This is a genomic window from Streptomyces tubercidicus (genome assembly GCF_027497495.1).
Lineage (GTDB): Bacteria > Actinomycetota > Actinomycetes > Streptomycetales > Streptomycetaceae > Streptomyces > Streptomyces tubercidicus.
This window is the reverse complement of record NZ_CP114205.1, coordinates 7360564-7380362: the sequence shown is the minus strand read 5'-3', so window position 1 is coordinate 7380362 and position 19799 is coordinate 7360564. Positions and strand designations below refer to the sequence as shown.

19 protein-coding genes are annotated in these 19799 nt (G+C 68.3%); 9 read left to right on the top strand and 10 right to left on the bottom strand.

Going from position 1 to position 19799, the window contains the following annotated elements; all coding sequences use genetic code 11:
• Positions 1 to 102: 102 nt before the first annotated feature.
• The 5 genes from STRTU_RS32310 to STRTU_RS32290 form a co-directional block, all read right to left on the bottom strand.
• A complete protein-coding gene (locus STRTU_RS32310) occupies positions 103 to 498 on the bottom strand; it encodes a DUF3037 domain-containing protein (protein WP_159748633.1) in 396 nt (131 codons plus the stop codon).
• Entirely contained in the window at positions 495 to 1319 is an 825-nt protein-coding gene (locus STRTU_RS32305) for a HipA family kinase (RefSeq protein ID WP_159748632.1), read from the bottom strand. Before STRTU_RS32305 ends, STRTU_RS32310 begins: the two co-directional genes overlap by 4 nt.
• A 232-nt stretch (positions 1320 to 1551) precedes the next feature.
• Positions 1552 to 3006 carry an MFS transporter gene (locus STRTU_RS32300; protein ID WP_159748631.1) on the bottom strand — a complete coding sequence of 485 codons (1455 nt, stop codon included), beginning with the start codon at positions 3004 to 3006 and terminating at the stop codon, positions 1552 to 1554.
• Between the two features lie 179 nt (positions 3007 to 3185).
• Positions 3186 to 3386, bottom strand: a complete 201-nt coding sequence (locus STRTU_RS32295) for a ferredoxin (RefSeq protein ID WP_159748630.1) — start codon at positions 3384 to 3386, stop codon at positions 3186 to 3188.
• On the bottom strand, positions 3383 to 3637 hold the full coding sequence (locus STRTU_RS32290; RefSeq protein WP_159748629.1) for a hypothetical protein: 255 nt from the start codon (positions 3635 to 3637) through the stop codon (positions 3383 to 3385). The genes STRTU_RS32295 and STRTU_RS32290 overlap by 4 nt, the downstream gene beginning before the upstream one ends.
• A gap of 648 nt (positions 3638 to 4285) precedes the next feature.
• Between STRTU_RS32290 and STRTU_RS32285 the strand changes: the two genes are divergently transcribed.
• From STRTU_RS32285 to STRTU_RS32275, 3 genes are all read left to right on the top strand, one after another.
• Positions 4286 to 4519 carry a hypothetical protein gene (locus tag STRTU_RS32285; protein WP_159748628.1) on the top strand — a complete coding sequence of 78 codons (234 nt, stop codon included), beginning with the start codon at positions 4286 to 4288 and terminating at the stop codon, positions 4517 to 4519.
• Between the two features lie 180 nt (positions 4520 to 4699).
• Entirely contained in the window at positions 4700 to 5467 is a 768-nt protein-coding gene (locus tag STRTU_RS32280) for a hypothetical protein (RefSeq protein WP_159748627.1), read from the top strand.
• A 269-nt stretch (positions 5468 to 5736) separates the two neighbouring features.
• The gene (locus STRTU_RS32275) at positions 5737 to 6603 is read left to right on the top strand and encodes an AraC family transcriptional regulator (protein WP_159748626.1); all 867 of its coding nucleotides are present in this window, start codon (positions 5737 to 5739) and stop codon (positions 6601 to 6603) included.
• A 174-nt stretch (positions 6604 to 6777) separates the two neighbouring features.
• Here the strand turns inward: STRTU_RS32275 and STRTU_RS32270 are convergent, their stop codons facing one another.
• On the bottom strand, positions 6778 to 7311 hold the full coding sequence (locus tag STRTU_RS32270; protein ID WP_159748625.1) for a hypothetical protein: 534 nt from the start codon (positions 7309 to 7311) through the stop codon (positions 6778 to 6780).
• 122 nt (positions 7312 to 7433) lie between these two features.
• On the opposite strand from STRTU_RS32270, the gene STRTU_RS32265 reads away from it, so the two are divergent.
• Entirely contained in the window at positions 7434 to 8174 is a 741-nt protein-coding gene (locus STRTU_RS32265; RefSeq protein ID WP_159748624.1) for a class I SAM-dependent DNA methyltransferase, read from the top strand.
• Positions 8175 to 8306: 132 nt separating this feature from the next.
• Here STRTU_RS32265 and STRTU_RS32260 read toward each other — a convergent pair whose 3' ends face one another.
• Both STRTU_RS32260 and STRTU_RS32255 read right to left on the bottom strand, forming a co-directional pair.
• Entirely contained in the window at positions 8307 to 9509 is a 1203-nt protein-coding gene (locus STRTU_RS32260) for a DUF1266 domain-containing protein (protein ID WP_159749811.1), read from the bottom strand.
• A 101-nt stretch (positions 9510 to 9610) separates the two neighbouring features.
• Positions 9611 to 10657 carry an Lrp/AsnC family transcriptional regulator gene (locus tag STRTU_RS32255; protein WP_159748623.1) on the bottom strand — a complete coding sequence of 349 codons (1047 nt, stop codon included), beginning with the start codon at positions 10655 to 10657 and terminating at the stop codon, positions 9611 to 9613.
• Positions 10658 to 10780: 123 nt separating this feature from the next.
• Between STRTU_RS32255 and STRTU_RS32250 the strand changes: the two genes are divergently transcribed.
• The 4 genes from STRTU_RS32250 (at position 10781) to STRTU_RS32235 (ending at position 16151) form a co-directional block, all read left to right on the top strand.
• A complete protein-coding gene (locus tag STRTU_RS32250) occupies positions 10781 to 12007 on the top strand; it encodes a M20 metallopeptidase family protein (protein ID WP_159748622.1) in 1227 nt (408 codons plus the stop codon).
• Between the two features lie 71 nt (positions 12008 to 12078).
• On the top strand, positions 12079 to 13440 hold the full coding sequence (locus tag STRTU_RS32245; RefSeq protein WP_159748621.1) for an MFS transporter: 1362 nt from the start codon (positions 12079 to 12081) through the stop codon (positions 13438 to 13440).
• Positions 13441 to 13512: 72 nt separating this feature from the next.
• Positions 13513 to 14904: a 2-oxoadipate dioxygenase/decarboxylase gene (gene hglS, locus STRTU_RS32240; RefSeq protein WP_159748620.1), complete on the top strand. Its 1392-nt coding sequence runs from the start codon at positions 13513 to 13515 to the stop codon at positions 14902 to 14904.
• Between the two features lie 119 nt (positions 14905 to 15023).
• Positions 15024 to 16151, top strand: coding sequence for a PP2C family protein-serine/threonine phosphatase (locus STRTU_RS32235; protein ID WP_246241567.1), 1128 nt, complete (start codon positions 15024 to 15026; stop codon positions 16149 to 16151).
• Here the strand turns inward: STRTU_RS32235 and STRTU_RS32230 are convergent.
• Together STRTU_RS32230 and STRTU_RS32225 are read right to left on the bottom strand one after the other, a co-directional pair.
• A complete protein-coding gene (locus STRTU_RS32230) occupies positions 16148 to 16780 on the bottom strand; it encodes a DUF1707 SHOCT-like domain-containing protein (RefSeq protein WP_269777414.1) in 633 nt (210 codons plus the stop codon). The genes STRTU_RS32235 and STRTU_RS32230 overlap by 4 nt on opposite strands.
• A gap of 92 nt (positions 16781 to 16872) precedes the next feature.
• Positions 16873 to 18285, bottom strand: a complete 1413-nt coding sequence (locus STRTU_RS32225; protein WP_246241566.1) for an alpha-L-fucosidase — start codon at positions 18283 to 18285, stop codon at positions 16873 to 16875.
• 363 nt (positions 18286 to 18648) lie between these two features.
• On the opposite strand from STRTU_RS32225, the gene STRTU_RS32220 reads away from it, so the two are divergent.
• The gene (locus STRTU_RS32220; protein ID WP_159748617.1) at positions 18649 to 19743 is read left to right on the top strand and encodes a sugar ABC transporter substrate-binding protein; all 1095 of its coding nucleotides are present in this window, start codon (positions 18649 to 18651) and stop codon (positions 19741 to 19743) included.
• Positions 19744 to 19799 lie beyond the last annotated feature (56 nt).

The following is a 19799-nucleotide window of genomic DNA, read 5'->3' as shown; positions in this document are numbered from 1 at the left end:
CACCTGTGAGACAGACCTGCCGGGGCTTGGCGCGCTCCACGACGAAGCGCCCGGCCCACCCCGAAGGCGGCGCCGGGCGCCCGAACGGCGATCCGGTGATCCTCAGCGCACCAGCAGCTCCACCAACCGCTCCGCCTCGGCGGCGGGATCGGTGGTCAGCCCGGTGTGCACCGGTCCGGGCTGGACGATGGTGCTGCGCGGTGCGATCAGCCAGCGGAAGCGACGTCCCGCGTCATCCCCCGCCGCCTGCCCGGCTCGTTCGCCGCCCTGGCAGATACTCTCGACGGCGCCGAGCGCGGCCCGTACGCCCTCCACATCGACCGCGGGGTCAAGGGCCAGCAGCCGGGCCTCGTCCAGATAGGTCCGAGCCTCGACGAAGCGCCGGGCACGGCAGTACACGACCACCCCGGCATTGATCATCTCGCCGCGCTCCACCCTGGGCACGACCTTCAGCAGGGCGTACTCAAAGACATCGCGCCCATTGTGCAGACCGGTCATTTCACTGCCCTCCGCGCCAGCTTGCCGGCCAGCCATTCCGGCGCCTTCGAGGGGCCGTCCTGGGAGGGCGCGCCGATGGTGATGTGCTCGCTGATCGTCCGGGAGCGGGCCAGCAGGGTCTGCACATACGCCTGGCGCAGCGCGTCCGGCGAGTCAAAGCCGGGCTCGTCGACCAGCCATTCGTCCGGGACATCCGCCGCGATCCCGGTCAGCAGCTCTTCGGTGATCTGCGGCGCGAATTCCTCGGCCGCCGAGGCCACGTCCGGCCCGAAGGTGGCCAGGACATGGTCGGAGGCGTTGTACGGGCGGGCCGAAGCCTTCTCCGCGGTGGGCCAGTTGTGGTGCCAGATCATCGCCGCACCATGGTCGATCAGCCACAGTTCTCCGTGCCACACCAGCAGATTGGGGTTACGCCAGGACCGGTCGACGTTGTTGATCAGTGCGTCGAACCACACCACACGGCCCGCCTGCCGCGGACTCACATCAAAGGCGAGCGGATCGAAACCCAGCGATCCAGGAAGGTAATCCATCCCCAGATTGAGCCCCCCGCTGGCCTTCAGCAGCTCCTGAACCTCCTGATCAGGCTCACTCAACCCAATAACAGGATCGAGCTGCATCCGCACCAACTCCGGCACCCGCAGCCCGAGCCGACGCCCCAACTCCCCACACATCACCTCGGCAACCAGCGCCTTCCGCCCCTGCCCGGCACCGGTGAACTTTATGATGTACGTCCCGAGATCGTCACCCTCAACGATCCCCGGGAGCGATCCGCCCTCACGCAAGGGCGTGACATAGCGAGTCGCTGTCACCTCTGCAAGCACTTTCCAGGCCACCCGTCTCTTCAGCCCTGCAATCCACGATCGACTTCGGACGGGTGCAAAAGCGGAAATCGCCCTTCAACGGCCCTGAGGGGAATCCGGGGAGTTTCCCATGGCAGGCACTTCTCCCTGCTTCCCGAGCAGTCCGTCGACGGCAGCGCGCCCCTTGCTTCCGGCCTCCGGCATGAAGTGAGCATAGTAATCGAGGGGTGATGTACGGCGGCTCGGGCTCGGGTCAGCGGTGGCCGGCCGGCGCCTGCTCGTCCGCGGCCTTCCCCTCGGGCTGCCGGGATGCGGTGGAGGCCACTCCCGGGATGGCCGCGGCGACGACGGCGGCCAGGAGGGCCACGCCGCAGCCGATCAGCAGGCCGGTGCGGAATCCGTCCTCGGAGGCCAGCGTGACGCCTCCCATGCTGGTGGTCATCTGCGCCAGGACGACACCGATCACGGCGGCGCCGACCGTGGTACCCAGTGAGCGCATCAGGGTGTTGAAGCCGTTGGCCGCCGCTGTTTCGGAGCGCGGGACGGCGCTCATGATGAGGGCCGGCATGGCGCCGTAGGCAAGGGCGACACCGCTGTTGAGGACGATACCGACGATCATGAGGCCCCAGGCGGTGCCCATCAGCGTGAGCGAGAGGCCGTAGCCGGCCGCGATCACCAGGGCACCGAGGACGAGGGCGGTTTTGGGGCCACGTGCGTCGATCAGCTTGCCGCCGAGCGGAGAGATGATCATCATCATGATGCCGCCGGGCGCTGTCCACAGGCCGGCGGCCAGCATCGACTGGCCCAGACCGTAGCCGGTGACTTCGGGGAACTGCAGCAGCTGCGGCGCGATCAGCATGTACGCGTACATGCCGACACCGACCAGGATCGAAGCGACGTTGGTCATCAGAAGGCGCGGGCGGGCCGTGGTGCGCAGATCAACCAGCGGGTCGCGGGTGCGCAGCTCCCAGCAGCCCCAGGCGAGCAGCGCCACGACGGCGAGGGCGAGCAGTCCCAGCGTGGTACCGGAACCCCAGCCCCAGTCAGCTCCCTTGGAGATCGCGAGGAGCAGGGACACGAGGCCGATGGCGAGGCCGATCGCACCGGGTGCGTCGAAGCGCTGCCCTTTGGCTCCGGCCGGGACGTCGGGCACGACGAACCGGATGAGGACGCCGATCACGGCAGCCAGGACCGCCGAGCCCCAGAACAGCACGCGCCAGTTGGCGTACTGGGCCACGGCGGCGGCCAGGGGCAGGCCGATGGCGCCGCCGATGCCCATGGAGGCACTGACCAGGGCGATGGAGCCGCTGAGCTTCTCCGCCGGGACGACGTCACGCAGCAGTGCGATGCCCAGGGGCACCACGCCCATGCCCATGCCCTGCAGGCCGCGTCCGATGATCATGGGTATGACGGAGGAGGCGAGGGCACACACCACCGACCCGATCACCAGCGGGACGGTGCAGGCGAGCAGCATGCGCCGCTTACCCAGCAGGTCGCCGAGGCGTCCCGATATCGGGACACACACTCCTGCGACGAGGAGGGTGACGGTGACGACCCACGCCGCGTTCGAGGATGTGGTGTTCAGCAGTTCCGGCATCTTCGCGATCAGCGGGGTCACCAGGGTCTGCATGATCGCGGCGACGGTGCCGGCCATGGCGAGCGTGGCGATCACTCTGCCCGCGCGGGTGGTCGGCTCTGGGTCGTTCATGGGGCGCTCCTTGACGAGGCAGCAGTTCAGGCACACCGGTGAAGGCATGCGGGGTCCGGGTCCTACGGGGCCGCCGGGCGGTCGCTCGGCCCGCTCACGGGCGCGCGTCCGGCCCCGGCGCCGGTGGAGCCGTTGCGGCTCCGCGGGCCGGCCAACTCGGCCGGGAGGAGAGGGAAGGGTCAGAGGGTGTCGTGCAGCTCGATGGCGGCGGCCGGGCACACAGCGGCTGCCTCACGGGTGAGGGCGTACCGGTCCTGCGGGGGCTCCGGCTCCAGGACGACGACGATTCCGTCCTCGTCACGCTGGTCGAAGACCTCGGGGGCGACCAGGACGCACTGTCCGGCGCCGCTGCACTTCTCCTCGTCTACGGTGATCTTCATGTGGGGGTCTCCTTCGTCCCTGCGGGGGTGTTGGGGGTGTAGGGGTACGTGCACTCGCCGAACATCGGTACGGAGAAAGCGGATTCCGCGGATCCATGGTCCGTACGCGGCCGCGTGAAGCGCGGGTCCGCCAGCAACTCCTTGACGTCGTCGTAGCGGGTCAGCAGCTTGGCCTCACTGCCGCCAGGAACGCTGACGGAGGCCACGGGGCACTTGCTGCGCAGCTCCACCCACTCTGCGGAAGGCTCCATCGCGCTCTCGTAGGCCGGCGGGTACTGCCGCATCTGCCGTTGGCGGCCGCGTGCCGCTTCGAAAACCGGGCCGCCAGGGGTTTGGCTCCGCATGTGAACGACTGCCCTTCCTGTCCTCGCGACGGGAACGCAGCGCGGTACGGCCCCGCCCGGGGCAGGCACGGCGTTCCCACGCGACCCCGGACGGAGAAAGCCGCACCGCACGCCACCCCGTCTCCTACATCCGTAGGTTAACCGACACCTGTCGGAATTGCACGCCGCGCTCAGACAGACAGGTGCGGATGAATCCCTGCGCGGCCTACCCGGGGGCGACAGGTGCGACTGCATCCGGTGGGCGGCCGGGGCCCCGGGGCGCTCGTTCCCGACGAGACCGACACGGCAGACCCAAAAGCACCCCGGATGGGTAGATCCACGCGACGTCGGCGATGTGGTCGCGGCCCGGCTGCCGGCAGGTCAACTCCCCCCAGCTCCATGCCGTTTCCGTCGGCAGCCACCTGACCCTCGGACTCCCCAGTGACGCCCCGCCGCCCGCCTGTACACCCCTCCCCGTTATCGGGGACATTGGGTCATTTTGCCCCTTGTCAGGAATTGGGGGTTTGCGCGTATTGTCCTCAGAGGTAGTTCCCGCACGTGATGGAACGGGGAGACATGATGAAGAAGATCATCGCGATAGCGTTCGCGACCGCACTGTTCGTCACCGGAGGCGCCGGCATCGCCTCCGCGGCCCCCGCGTCGCCAGGGCCTCCGCCGGACCGTGGCCTCGTCACCACGACGTTCCACTGCCCCGCCCCGCGTGGCACCTTCACGATCACGGCGGACCCGTGGGTCATGGGCCAGTACGAGTGGTATTACGGCGAGCACGGGTGCACGCACTCCTCGTAGCCGCCTGCTCGTAATCACCCTCCGCTTAGGTGCCTACCCCCACAGCTACTCCTCGTAGTCACCGGCAGTCCTGCAGTCAGGCCCACCCCCTCGTTACGGCCATCCCCTCGCCGGAGCCCCTGTGGCCACCGGACCCGGCCCGGTCAGTAGAGTCCTGCCGTGGCACGGAGGGGACCTGCGATGACGGACATTGACGCGTTGGTGGCGCGGTTGCGCCAACTGCCGGACGTCTCCGGTGGGTTGGTGGAGTTGGAACCTGGGATCGACGACGCCCGGATGGACTCGTGGCCGGTTCCGGTACCCGCCGAGATCCGCGTGCTGTTCCGCTCCGTCGGCGGCCTCCGGATCACCGTGCGTCGGTCCGTGGTGAACGGACACACCTCTGCCGAGCAGCTCGACTTCAGCGAATCCTTCAACAACGGTGAGTACCTCGGGCACGACGTCAGCTGGTACCTGGAGCACGCCGGTGGCCCCGGCAGCCACTGGTTCGTCCACCTGGACCACGGCGACGGGCACTTCTATGTCGACGTCGACCGGGAGACCGGCACCTGGGGCCCGGTCTTCCAGTTCTGGGACGCCACCGACACCCGCCGCCTGGCACTCTCGTTGCCCGACTGGCTGCAACGGCTGGTGGACTGCGTGTACCAAGCCGTGGCGGAGGCGGGCACAGAGGACACCAATGCCTTCGGGATGGCGTTCACCGACCGGTGGTTCGAGCCCGCAGAGGATCCGGTACCGGTCGCGCCGGTCCGTGCGACCGACGCCAGGTCGTCCGACGACCCGGCGTTGCGAGAGGCGGCGGCCGGATTGCCTGACGACGCTTTCCTCGCGGATCTGCGGCCGGTCACCGGAGTTGCCGAGGTGCTCTTCAACCTCCCGGTGAGTTGCCGCTACGCACGGCGCCACGACGGAGCCATCCTGACCGCGGTGCAGTGGGACGGCGAGTAGGCCGAGCCCTGAACGCCTCCATCGAACTCACCGCCTCCGCGGCCCTCTGACGCCGTCATGCGATGCCGCCCGCCTGTGCGTTAGGTCCGAGAACGCAGTGCGACCGGAGGATGACCGCAGGCCAGGCACCGCGCCAGCCTGAGCGTGGCGTGTCCGCGCGCTGGGCACCGGGCCGCCGCGCGCACCCGACTTGATCGGGCACAGGATGTCGGGTCCGGCATGGTGGGCGCTGCCTAGCGTGGTGATCGTCAAGAGGAAGGAGACGGGGCATGCTGGAGCGGCTGAACCAGGCCATGGAGCACATCGAGCGCCATCTCGACCAGGCAATCGAGGTGGACGAGCTGGCGCGCATCGCGGCCACCTCGGAGTATCACCTGCGCCGGATGTTCTCCGCACTGGCGGGCATACCGCTGTCGGAGTACGTCCGGCGCCGTCGGCTCACCCTTGCGGGCGCCGAAGTACTTGCGGGGCGTGCGACGTTGCTGGAGATCGCGGTGCGCTATGGCTACGGCTCGGGCGAGGCGTTCGCGCGGGCGTTCCGTGCCATGCACGGCATCGGGCCGGGCGAGGCCCGGCGTACCGGCGCCGCGCTCAGCTCCCAGTCCCGGATGGCCTTCCGTCTCACCATCGAAGGGAGCAGCACTATGCGTTACCGCGTCGTGGACAAGCCGGCCTTCACCGTCGCCGGGCTCAAGACCCGGGTACCCCTGGTGCACACCGGGCCGAATCAGGCGATCATGGACTTCGTCCGCGGGATCACCCCGCAGACACTGGAGCGTCTGGAGGAGCTCTCGGACCAGGAGCCCCAGGGCATCGTCGCGGTCTGCGACGACCTCGACCCCAGCCGGGCCGAAGGTACCGAACTCGACTACTACCATGGCGTGATCACGTCTGCGGCCGCCCCGGAGGGCGCGACCGCTCTGGCCGTCCCGGCCGGCACCTGGGCGGTCTTCACCGCCTCCGCGCCGGTGCCGCGGGCCATCCAGGAGCTGTGGCGGGACGTGTTCACCGAATGGTTCCCGTCGAACCCGTACCGCAGCCGCTCGGGCCCTGAGATCCTGCGCACCCGGCTGTCGCCGGACAAGACCGAGGCCGACGCGGAACTCTGGCTCCCGGTGGAGCCCGAGCACAGCTGAACCATGCACCGAGCCCCGGGGTGGGCCGGTGCGAGCCCTTCGGCCGGTCTTCGGGGCCGGCCGAAGGGCTCGGTCATACAAAGGGCTCCGTCACACATGGGCAGTTGTCCATGGTTCAGGCCGGTGGCCGCAAGGCAGCCGTCCACCCGGTGCGGCGTCGCTCCGCCGAATTCGCTAGCGGCGGACCACCCTCATCAGCAGCTGTCCACCCGGCCGCGCGATGACGCCACCGAGCTCGTGAGTGCCCGCGAACCAAGTGCCCTCCTCCAGCTTCTTCGGCCACCTGTTGTGCAAGTGCCCCGTGAAGGCACCCATCACTGGCGACTTGGACAGCTCGTCCTCCTCGTCGACGAGCCTGATTTCTACGGCGAATCCCTTGGCCACCTTGGTATCCCGCCTGCGGATCACTTCGCAGCGCTGCCAGGGACGCGAAACGAGCACGATGTTCTTGAGTGAGTACAGCCACAGCAGCCTCACGGACGGCCCGATCAGCAGGAGTGCCATGGGGATCAGCAGAAACGCGGCAAGGCCCTCTATGAGCTGCTCATCGCTCTCCACACACTTCGCCACGATCAGCAGGGCCACCCACACCCCCAGCCTGACCAGGAGGTTGATGAGCGTCTTGCGCCGATCCCGCTGATAGGCGCGCCGCGTGGCGGGATCGTCAAAGGCACACTTGGCCAAGGGAAGAGGGACATCCGACTTCACGCGTTCTGCTCCTGGTTCGGGTCTGTTCCGCGGACCTTGACCGTCTCGCGGTCGTGATCCGATCGAGCTCACTGTTTATATGCGTCGACAGCGACGCTCGCCACCCGGCACAGTGGCTGCCCATGACGAGCAGTGAGCTGTGGAACCGTGCGACCGCCGACCGCTACGACGCCGAGGAGACCGCGCTGTCCTCGGCCGCCGTTCTCGGACCGACTCTCGCCTTCCTCGCCGAACTCGCCGGCGACGGCCGGGCGCTGGAGTTCGCCATCGGAACCGGACGGGTGGGCGTCCCGCTCCGGGAACGCGGCGTGCCGGTAGCCGGCATCGAACTGTCCGAGCACATGGCAGCTGTCCTGCGGCGCAAGGTCGACGAGGAGACGCTACCGGTTGCCATCGGGGACATGGCCACGACCGTCGTCCCTGGCGAGTTCACCCTGGTCTATCTCGTCTACAACACCATCACGAACCTGCTCACGCAGGACGAGCAGGTCGAGTGCTTCCGCAACGCGGCACGTCATCTGGGGCCCGGCGGCCGCTTCGTCATCGAACTGGGCGTGCCCCCGCTGCAGTTCCTGCCGCCCGGTCAGGTCGCGGTGCCGTTCGACGTCTCCGAGCAGCATCTCGGCTTCGACACCTTCGACCTGGTCGAGCAGATTCTCGTCTCGCATCACTTCACCCGCGACGGCGAGGACGGCCGATACCGCCGCGACGCCTCCCGGCACCGGTACGTCTGGCCGGCAGAGCTCGACCTGATGGCACGGATCGCCGGGCTGGAGCTGGAACGCCGTGTCGCGGACTGGGACGGGGCGCCGTTCACCCAGGACTCCGCGAAGCACATCTCCGTGTGGCGCAAGCCAACCTGAGGTCGGAGTGATGGGCACCGCCGCCCGGCCCCGGCGGCCCAGCGGAGGCCGTTACCGAGTGGCCGCCCCGGAGTTGCTCATCCGCGGGCGGAGCGGGGGATGGCGGGGTCGGCCGTCGCTGCCATCGACGTGTCATACCCAGGAGACGGTGCGCCAGGGGCTTTCGGCGTGGGTGGCCAGCACTCGATGGGCGTGGAGCATTTCCGTGTACCAGTGCCCGAATTGCTCGTCGTCGAAGTGCAGGCAGCGGCCCAGGATGTAGCCAGCGGCGAACTCTTCCCAGGAGTTGTACGTCATCTGGCTCAGACGGCAGACCTGCATTACCGCCTCTTCGGCCTCCGGAATATCCGTGAAGCGGGCTCCGATTCCCCAGCGGGCCATGCAGGAAGCCCGTCCGTAATCCCACGCCAGCGCGGACCGCACACGACTGTTGGCGGCAAGGATGCCGTCCGCGCGAAAGCGGCCTTCGTAGCGCGTAATGCGGCCGATCAGCTGCTTCACCCCGGCGACCTGGGCGTCGGAGACCGTACCGCCACTTTCTGCGGCGCTGTGGAGCAACGCCTTCTCAGCCGTCTCCCGCCACAGTGCCGGATCGACCTGGCCGCCGAACTGCTGGGACAGGGCGGCCCGGACCTCCAGTACGAACTCCCACGGGCCCCTGACACCCCTGCCTTTGAGGAGGCCGTCCAGCGCGTTTCGCCAGCTGCTTCGGTCGGTCACGCCCCACCACCGTTCCAGGCTGTGGCGCTCCAGGAAGTAGCCGTTTCCGTGGGTTCCCATGGCGTTCCACAGGGCTCCGTTGGTGACGTTCATCAGCGCCCCGCACCCGAGCCCGTGGGCGACGGGCCCCTGGAGCGGGGCCCCCACCCGCAGGGTTCGCAGGGTGCCACGCTGCACATCCGACCCCTTCGCCCGGTCGGCATGTGCCTTCCACAGCCCCGGGTTGGGCGGGAAATACGCCTCATACGGAGTGCCCGGGTTGACTGCCAGCCACCGCTCGTCATTGCCCCACGATTCGGCGAAGTCACCCAGGGAAAGGAGGCCGAACACCGGATCGGGCACCGGGGCCGGCAGAACGCCTTCCGTCTGGACAACTTCGCACCACTGCCCCACGACTGGGCTCCAATAGGACAGCGGCGGACCTGTGTCATGCCCGTCGGCGTCCCGTCGGGGCATCGAGACGAAGAGGTCGCAATCGGCGAGCACATCGAAGTATCCGACCCAGTCACCGCGCGCTTTCGCCTCGTACAGCTTTCGCTCGATCTCGGTCGGCGCTTGCCAGGCCGCTGAAGGTGGCGACTGAGCCGCAGCCGCCGGTGGGTTCCACATCGCCATGAAATGAACCTTACAAAGCGCGCAGGGGTGATGACGCAGCGGGACGGGGTGGGCAGGCGGCTGCGGCCTGGGCATCTTCGCCGATTTCAGCGCCGGCGCCGTCAGCCGCCCCCGCCCGGCTCCGACGGCAGCTCTGCCCAGGGGTTGACGGGGATGGTGTGGGTGGTGCGGCCGGCGGTGTCGAGGATGTGGCCCATGCGTTTGGTGGTGCGCATGACGATGGCGCGTTCGGTGAGGGTGAGGGTGGGGTAGCGCTCGGCGAGTCTGCTCTCCAGGCGCTGGCTGTCCGCGAGGGAGCGGAGCCAGACGACGACCAGCAGATTGTCGGTTCCGGTGATGGCGGCACACATGCGGATTTCCGGCAGCGTGAGCAGGGTCTGGGCGATGCGATCGAGGTCGTTGGGAGGAACTCGGGCCCACAGGTGGGCGCAGACCGGCCAGCCGCTGATGCTGTCGGAGATGTCGCAGCGCAGGGACACCAGGCCGTCTCGTATCAGTCGTTCCAAGCGGCGGCGGGTGGTGGCGACGCTGGTCGCGGTGAGTTCCGCGAGTTCGGCGATCGTTCGTCGGCCGTCGGCGCTGAGGTGCAGCAGCAGGTCACGGCAGGCGTCAGGGAATCCCCCGGCAGATGCGGGGGTGGACGGGGCGTACCGCGTCAAGTGGCCCCGCTGGGCGGGCGACAGGGCTCGCAGTCGCCATTTGCTTCCCTCGCTGTAGAAGTGCGTTGCCGTGTAGGTGCGGGTGCCACGTACCCCGGGCAGCTGGCTGATGTGGTCGAGGGTGAACCGGGACAGCGACTGCAGGTCGGGGACGAGGAGGGTGAGAAACAGGTCGCGGCCGCTGGCCACTTGTGAAATCGAGACGACCTGTGGCACTTCGACGAGTGCGTCCACCACGCACCCACGGTCGCTGGGCTCGCAGTCGACTTCGATGAATGCCAGGAAGTGCCGCTCGCTCCAGACGGACAGACTCGGGTAGGCGGTGACCCAGGCTATTCCGTGCGTGGTCAGGGCGGCCCAGCGCCGGGCCGCGGTGGCCGCGCTGATCCCGAGGACCTTGCCCACCTCCTTCCACGTCGCCCTCGGCGCGATCTGCATCACGTTGATCACGGCCAGATCGATCTCATCCAGGGTGAACGAATCACGCATAGGACATCGCCTCGTGATTTTTTCCATCGATGTGCGAGCCAGTGAAGCGCACCTGACCACTCTGGGGATACCCCGCTGCATCACATCCCAGCTCAAGGGCCCTGTGGAGGTGCTCCACCTATCATGACGTTCAGCGATGAAGCAGTTGCAATGCGCGACCATTTGGTGAGGGTGCGCCGAAGCTTGCACTCGGAACCCGAGGTCGGGCTGTCGCTCCCCCGCAGTCAGGAGAAGGTGTTGGCGTCATTGGACGGCCTGGGTCTGGAGATCTCCACCGGCAGCCGGTTGTCCTCCGTCACCGCCGTGCTGCGTGGCGCGCGGCCGGGACCGGCCGTACTGCTCCGTGCCGATATGGATGCTCTGCCGGTGGCCGAGCGCACCGGTCTGTCCTTCGCCTCCACGACAGAGGGCGTGATGCACGCCTGTGGCCATGATCTGCACACCACCATGCTGATCGGCGCCGCTCATCTCCTCGCCGGCCGCCGGCACGACCTCGCCGGCGATGTGGTGCTGATGTTCCAACCCGGCGAGGAGGGATGGGACGGGGCCGGGGCGATGCTGGCCGAAGGTGTTCTCGACGCCGCGGGGCCCCGGCCGGTCGCCGCGTACGCCCTGCACGTGTTCACCACCGGGTTCCGGCACGGAACCTTTATGGCCCGCAGCGGCCCGACCATGGCGGCGACCAACGATGTGGACGTGACTATCACCGGTGTCGGCGGGCATTCCTCGGCGCCGCACCGTGCAAAGGACCCGGTGCCGGCGGCATGCGAAATCGTCACCGCCTTGCAGACGATGGTGACCCGGAGCTGTGACCCCTTCGATCCGGTCGTCCTGACCGTCGGCTCCTTCCATGCGGGCACCCGCCGCAACGTCATCCCCGAAACGGCCCGCTTCGAGGGCACCGTACGCACCTTCTCCGACAAGGCGCAGAGCAGAATGAAGGACGCGGTGGTGCACCTCGTCCGACAGATCGCTGCCGCTCACGGGCTGCGCGCGAAGGTGGAATTCACCAAGCGGTACCCGGTCACCGTCAATGATGCGCAGGAGACCGCCTTCGTCGAAGACACCGTGAACGAGGGCTTCGGCGAGCATCGCTTCCGGCCGCTGCCGCACCCTCTCACGGGGGCTGAGGACTTCTCCCGCGTCCTCAATGAAGTGCCCGGGAGCCTGGTGATGCTCGGTGCTGCGCCGGCCGGCGCAGACCCCGAAGCGGTGAGTAACAACCATTCCTCCTATGCCGAGTTCGACGAAGGCGTGCTCGGTGACGGCGCCGCCCTGTACGCCGACCTCGCGGCCCGCCGCCTCGCGCTCGGCTCGACCGCGGACCGCACCGTCATATCGCCGTCTTGAAGCCTTCTCCCTCACGTTCTTGACCTCGCCCCTCGCCTACTTGACCCCGGCCCCCTCACGTTGGAGGTTTCATGCGATCCACACCCTCCGCCCGCCCGGCGTCCGACCCGTCCTCAGCCGGTCCGGCGCCCCGGGTCGAACCCGACGGCCAGACCCCGGCATCCCCGCGTCACCCACGACGCCGGGCTCTCGTCGGCACCGGAATGGGCAACGCCCTTGAGTGGTACGACTGGCACGTTTACGGGCTCTTCGCGCCGTTCTTCGCCAAGCAGTTCTTCAACCCGGACGACGAGCTGTCGGCCCTGCTGTCCACGCTGGCCCTGTTCGCCGTCGGTTTCTTTATGCGCCCGGTCGGTGCTGTCGTCTTCGGCTGGATCGCGGACCGCAAGGGCAGGCGCCTTGCCATGGTGGCCTCCATCGCCCTGCAGTCAGCAGGCAGCTTCGCGATCGGCCTCGCCCCTCCCTACGCCAGTGTGGGTGCGGCGGCCTCGGTGTGCCTGCTCCTGGCCCGGCTTGCTCAAGGCATGGCTCACGGCGGCGAACTGCCCTCGGCCCAGACGTATATCGCCGAGATGGCCCCGCTCCGGCGCCGCGGTCGCTGGACCAGCATCATCTACGTCTCCGGAGCGTGCGGCATATTGACGGCGACGCTGCTCGGCGCCGGGTTGTCGAATGTGTACGGCGCGGAGGGAATGGCTGCGTGGGGTTGGCGCGTGCCGTTCATCCTCGGCGGCCTGTTCGGCATCTACACCCTGTTCCTTCGGACCAAACTGACCGAGACCCACGCCTTCGAGAAGGTGCCCTCCGCTGAGCAGCCGAGGGCCAAGCGCCCCTCGATATGGCGGGGGTTCTGGCAGCACCGCGCGGCTGCCGGACGCGTCATCGGCCTCACGGCCGGCCTCACTGTCACCTACTACTCCTGGACCACCGCCGCGCCCGCCTACGCCATCAGCGTGCTGAAACTCGACCCGACGGCAGTCCTGCTCGCCGAGATCGCCGCACTCATCGTCTTCATCGTGGCCCTGCCGCTGTGCGGAATCCTCTCGGACCGCATCGGGCGTCGCCCCAACCTGCTGTTCTTCGGAGTGGGCATGGCGGTGCTCTCCTATCCCCTGACATGGCTGGCTCAGTCAGGTGAGGTGTGGGCGCTCGGCATCGCCACCACGATCGCGCTCATCTTCATCGCCACGTGCGCGTCCATCGCCCCGGCCGTCTTCGCCGAACTCTTCCCGACCCATGTGCGCACCACCGGCACCGGCGTCCCGTACGCCATTGCCGTGGCCCTGTTCGGCGGCACCACCCCGTACCTGCAGACCTGGCTTGCCGGCCACAACGCACAGAGCTACTTCACGGGTTACGCCATCGCGCTGCTCCTCGTCGGAGTCCTCGTCGCCTGGACGTCTCCCGAGTCACGTGCCAAGCCGCTGGAGTAGAGACACCTGAGGGGCCGGAATGAGAGACCGCCCATGGTGAACACATCCCCCGATGGAAAGGACGTCCCTTCGATGATCAGTCAGTGGCAGTTGCGCGCGGCCTTCGCTGCCCGGCTCTCGGATATGTACGGGCGGGAGGTTCCTGCCTACACCACGCTTGTGGACGTCTCGCGCGAGGTCAACGAGGACGTGCTGCGGGCGCGCGGCGCCGACGCCGAACGCCTTGGCTCGATCGGCCGGGTGACCGCCGAACGACACGGCGCCATTCGGGTCGGCACCCCCGGTGAACTGCGGCAGGTCGCCCGCATCTTCGGAGCGCTGGGCATGCACCCGGTGGGCTTCTACGACCTGCGGGAAGCTGCCGCCAGCGCGGTGCCCGTCGTGTCGACGGCGTTCCGTCCCGTCGAGGAAGAAGAACTGGCACGCAACCCGTTCCGCGTTTTCACGTCCATGCTCACCCCCGCGGATCCCCGCTTCTTCGATGCCGACCTGCGTTCCCGCCTGGAGACTTTCCTCGCCGGCCGCGAGCTGTTCCCGCCCGAGCTGCTCGCCCTGGCCGACCGGGCCGCCGGCGACGCCGAACTGACCGACGCCGACGCCGAACGCTTCCTCCAGCTCGCGGTGCGGGCCTTCGAGCTGTCCGCCGAACCGATCGACAAGGTCTGGTACGAGACCTTGGAGAAGGTCTCCGCCGTCGCCGCGGACATCGGCGGAGTGCGCAGCACCCATATCAACCACCTCACCCCGCGCGTGCTGGATATCGACGAGCTCTACCGGCGTATGACCGAGCGCGGCATCGAGATGATCGACGCCATTCAGGGTCCACCGGCCTGGGACGGCCCCGATCTGCTGCTGCGGCAGACGTCCTTCCGTGCACTGGCCGAGCCCCGTGCCCTGCGCACCCCCGACGGCAGTGTGCTCAGCGGGGCCCTGCGCGTGCGCTTCGGTGAGGTCGAAGCCCGCGGTATCGCCCTCACCCGCGACGGCAGGAACCTCTATGACCGGCTGCTCGCCCGCGTCGACGAACAGGCGGCCTGCCCCCCTGATGCGGACCGGACCGCGCTCGCCCGCGCCCTGTGGACCGAGCGCGTCCCCGGCAGCGAGCGGGAACTCGGCGCCCAGGGGCTGGCGTACTTCCGCTATCAGGTCGTGCCCGACCGGCCGGCTGACGGCAGCCGCCCACCCACGCGCCTCGATGAGTTGCTGGACCAGGGCTGGGTCCGTGCCGAGCCCCTCGTCTACGAGGACTTCCTGCCGCGCTCCGCAGCCGGCATCTTCCAGTCCAATCTCACCGACGACGGATCCAGGAACAACGACGCCACGGGCATCGCCTACGACAGCGAATGGCTCTCCGGCGCCATCGACCGCGAGGTCCTGGACCCCTTCGACCTCTACGAGGAACAGCAGAACCGCTCCCTCGTCCAGGTCGCCCGGGAGCTGCCCCTCAACGGCCCGGTCGACTGACAACCGGCTCCGCCGGGCCTCCGCACCCTCGCCCAGCAGGGTGCACCGTCCGGGGGCAGGCGGCCGACTCCGGCTGGGCAGAGCGCCATGTCCCGGTGTACGTAGATATCCTGCGAAATGTGATCAGATCTGGACGGTTGCGCCTCCGTCGTCGCCACGGCCGGGGGCCGCTGACGCTGCTGTCTCCGGTGATCCTGACCGTGGTCATCGCCGCCTTGGCGTACGCCACTCCCCGGGAGCTGGCTTTCAGCCGGCTGCTGCCCGCGGCGCCGGCGCTCGCCGCCGCCATGTGGCCGGTCCTCCCCACCGTCCTACTGGGGACCGTCTGCCTTCTGCTCATGATCGGCCTCGGCATCGTGTTCCCCGACCTGGGGACGTGGTGGACGGCTGCGGGGGTGGTCGCTGTCACCGTGGCGGCCGCGTACGGAAGTCATGTCCGGCTCCGGCGGGAGCAGACCCTGTTCCAGGTCCGGCTGGTCGCCGACACGGCGCAGCAGGTGGTCCTGAGCCCGATGCCGCGCCGCTTCGGAGGCATCGAGATCGAGGCGCTGTATCTCGCGGCCGCGGCGGAGGCCAGTATCGGCGGCGACTTCTATGAGGTGGTCGACACGGAGTACGGGGTGCGGCTGCTGATCGGTGATGTGCGGGGCAAAGGGCTGCCGGCGGTGGGCACGGCCGCGGCGATGGTCAACTGCTTCCGCGAGGCGGCCTACGACGAGGCCGACCTGGTCCATATCGCCCGCCGCCTGGAGGCCAGCAGTACCCGTTACAACGCCGCTTTCGCTCCCGAGGGCATGATGGAGCGCTTCGCCACCGCCCTGCTCGCGGAGATCCCACACAGGGGCGGCGGTATCAGAATCCTCAACTGCGGACATCCCCCACCGCTGATCCTGAACCACGGGGAAGTCCGCACCCTGGAGCCCACCGATCCCTCACCGCTTCTCAACCTCGCGGAGCTGATCGGTGATCACTACAGCATCGATACCTTCGGCTTGGCCCCTGGCGACCTGCTGTTCCTCTACACCGACGGCGTCGCCGAGGCCCGCGACCGCGACGGCGAGTTCTTCCCGCTGGCGGCCTGGCTGCACCGGCAGACCCCGGGGCGCCCCGGAGACCTGCTCAGCGCCCTTCACCATGACCTCCTCCACCACAGCAAAGGCCGCCTCGACGACGACATCGCCGCCCTCGCCGTGTGCTTGAGCCCCTCTCCGGAGCCGCATGACGGTCAGACGGATCGGCCCGCTTAGCGGTCGAACCTGGGGCGCGCGAGCGCGGCCGATCGGCTCCGGCGAGGTTGTTTGATCTTGATGTAGCCGGCTCGCGGATGCCCGACGACCGTGAGCGTCGGGGCGGTCGGGTCCGCCGGTGCGGTGGCCTTGTTGCTGATGTGCGCGGTATTGGTACTCGCCGCATCGATCCGCAGCGCCCAGCCCTGCGGGACGATCAACTGGATGCCGCCCGTTCCGCAACTCGCCTCAAGGATCACCTCACGGTGCGCACAGGCTGCCTCGGTGAAGTCGATCACGATGCTCAGCATCTTGCACTCGGCGATGATGCGCCGGGGAACTGTCCACCGGCCGCCCTGCTTGATATTGCCCAGACGGGTCTTGAGGACAAGCGTTTCCGGGTCAGTGCCGGCAGACGATCCGGAGGGCCGCTCCTGCGGCAGGTCGGCCACCAGGACGTCCAGTTCGGCGTACGTCTTCGCGCCGTAGGTCCGATCGAGTCTCTCCGCCAACTCGGTGAGGTCGATGCGGCCTTCACCCGCGGCAACCCGCAGCCTTTCAGCCACCGACTCCCGATCGGCATCCCCTGCCCGAGGGCCCACTGCGCCCTGCGCCGTCGCCGGATCCGGCCCCTGCTCCCCATCAGTCATAGGGGGACTGTAACCGCACGTGCGCATCGCCCTCGCCCATGGCGGTACGCCGGCCCCCTCCAGCGGCCGGCGTACGCCACAGCGGGCCGGTGTCAGGAGGTGGAGCCGATCTCCTTCAGGCGGTCGACGTAGTTCTGGGGCAGGCGGCCGGTGCGGTCGGGGCCCACGTTGAGCAGGTAGAGGGCGTTGCCTGCGGTGGCATTGTGGAGGTTCTTGACGATGTCGGCCGCGGGCCGCGGGGCACCGGTGCCCGTGGTGTGGAACCAGGTGCTGTTCGTGTCGAGTGTGTCGGAGCCGTCGGTGGGGCGGGTGTTGGTGGCGGGGGGCATGCCATCGACCGGAACCTCATACACGATGACGTCCGAGGTAAGGAGTGACTTGCGGTGATCGTTGTTGGCGACCACGGTGTGGGGTGAGACCTCTCGGATCATGTCGCGCACGGGCTGGTAGGGAATCGTGGAGTACGGGACCTGCCAGCCCCAGCCGTCGAACCACAGGTAGTCGATCTGCCCGTACTTGGTGAGCAGTTCGCGCAGCTGGTTCTGGACGAGTGCGGTCGAGTCGCCGTTGTGCCGGTCCCAGATGGAGAAGTAGAGCCCGACCTTGAGACCCTTGGCGTGCATGGCGTCGACGTACTCGCGGACGATATCGCCCTTGCCGCCCTTGTACGGGCTCTTGGCGATGTCGTAGTCGGACTGGGCGGAGTCCCACAGGGCGAAGCCGTCATGGTGCTTGGCCGTGAGCACCCCGAACGTCATTCCGGCGTCCTTGATGCTCTGCGCCCACTGCCCCGGGTTCAGAGAGGTCGGGTTGAAGTCGGCCGGGTTGCCCTGAGGGTCGGCCCACTGCTTGTTCTGGTACGTCGACATGTTGTAGTGCAGGAACATGCCGAACGGGTTGTCCTTCACCCACTTCTGCGCGGCCGTGGACGGAGTGAGTACCTCGTCCCCGAAGACCTGGACCTCGGCGAGATTGAGGTAGTCGGTGCCTTCGAGCTGGATACGGAGGTAGCGGGCGGAGTGGCCTGTCGATACCTCCGCCGAGGCTGCGGAGAGCGAGTCGACCTTCTTGGCGGTGACGCCGGTCTGGTTGCGGGCGTCGGTCAGACTCCGGCCCGTAATGGGCTTGTCAGAGGTGAGGACCCAGAAGTTCGACAGCCGCGTGGTGCAGCAGTCGGTGCGGTTCCACACGACCACCTTGTTGACCTTCTTCGAGGCTCCGAGGTCGGTTTGCCAGTACGGCTGGGACTCCCGGTTGGTGTGGCTCACGCTGCCGGTGACTTCACCCGCGGCCTCTCCGGCGGTTCCCTTCGTGTCGCCGTCGACGGCGCGGTTCGCGGCGGCCCCCTTATAGGTGCTGCTCTGGGTTGCCGCCGTGCCGAAGGCCAGGTTCCGCACTTCGCTGCCTGATGGTGCGCCGGCGGCTGCCGGGGGACCTTCCGGTGCGGCGGCAGCCTGGGTGATTCCGGTGGCCAGCAAGCCGAGTACCGCCAAGGCGCTCGCCATGCCCGTTTTCCATGAACGCATCGCTCCTACCTCCTGGTAGAGCCGATTTGAATTTCCTATATGAAATGAGGGCCACCCTTGCGCGTCAAGAGGCCCGACATGGCTTGATTTGAACCGTCACCCTCCGGGGTCGCGAGGTTCCGGAACGCGGTCGGGTGGCCGGTCGTCGCGGACGCCAAGAAGGCCGCAGGGGAAGGGTTCTGGCGCACTGCTGCACCTGACGCGGAGGTCGCGAGTGCATGGTCGATGCATGGTTACGGCAGGTGTCGGAGGCTTTTGCGCCGGTCGGGGTCTTGACCGGCGTGACTCGATAGGCGCACCATCGCTTCAACAATTTCCTATTTGATTTTGGAGGTGAGGCGGATGCGTCGCTGGAGCAGTTCCCTCCTGCCGGGCGTTGCCGTCCTCGCGGTGCTGGCCGTGGGTTCGGCGGCGTGCACGATGAAGAACTCCGTTGAGCCGGCGGGCGGGCAGGGTCCCGCGTCTGCGGGGGCGGGCAACGGCAAGGCCGTGCTCGCGGACGGGTCGGGCGTCAAGGTCGCGCTCGTGCCCGGCGGCGCGCACCCCTTCTTCCAGCCCTGGAAGACCGCCGGCGCCGAGGCGAAGAAGACATACCGGCTCGGCGATGTGGCGTTCGACGAGACGGCGGAGTGGGACCAGCAGAAGCAGAACAACCTGCTGTCCACGCTCGCCGCCCGCGGCTACAACGCGTTCGGCGTCTTCGGGGTCTCGCCGACCGACATCAATACGACGTTCGCGGACCTGAAGGGGAAGGGCCTCACCGCGGCCTCACTCGGCTCCTGCCCGGCGGGCACGAAGAACGAGGCCGAGTTCTGCCTCTCGACGGACGTCGAACTCGCCGCCTACAAGGCCGCGAAGGCCGCCATCGCCGCGATGGGCGGTAAGGGCAAGATCGTCCACCTGACGGGCAACAACGTGGACGCCAACACCCAGCTGCGGATCAAGGGCGTCGGCAGGGCCGTGCAGGAATCGGGCGGCAAGGTGCAGCTGCTGCAGACCATCACCGACATCGACAAGGACCTGCAGACCGCGCAGCGGGCGGTGTCCGACCTGCTGGCGGCCAAGGGCGCGCAGATCGGGGGCATCGTCTCCACCGCCTACAACCCGGCCGTCGCCGCCGCCGACGCGGTCCGGGAAGCCGGTTCGCGGGCGAAGCTCGTGGCCATCGACGACGACGCCAAGATCCTCGGCGCGATCAAGCAGGGGACGGTCACCGCCACCGTCGTCCAGAACCCGGTGGGGCAGGCCCAGATCGGTTCGTGGGCGCTCGCGCTGCTGCAGACGAAGCAGTGCACCATGCGCACGCCCGGACAGGCCATCGACTCGGGCTCGTTCGTCGTCACCAAGGCGAACGTCGCCACCTACGACAGTGCGCGGCAGCGGAAGAACGAGCAGCTCAAGAAGCAGTTCGCGGAGAAGGTCCTGGCGTGCCGCTGACGCCTGCCGTCCCCGCACCACAGGCCGTCCCCGCACTACAGAAAGCGGACATCACG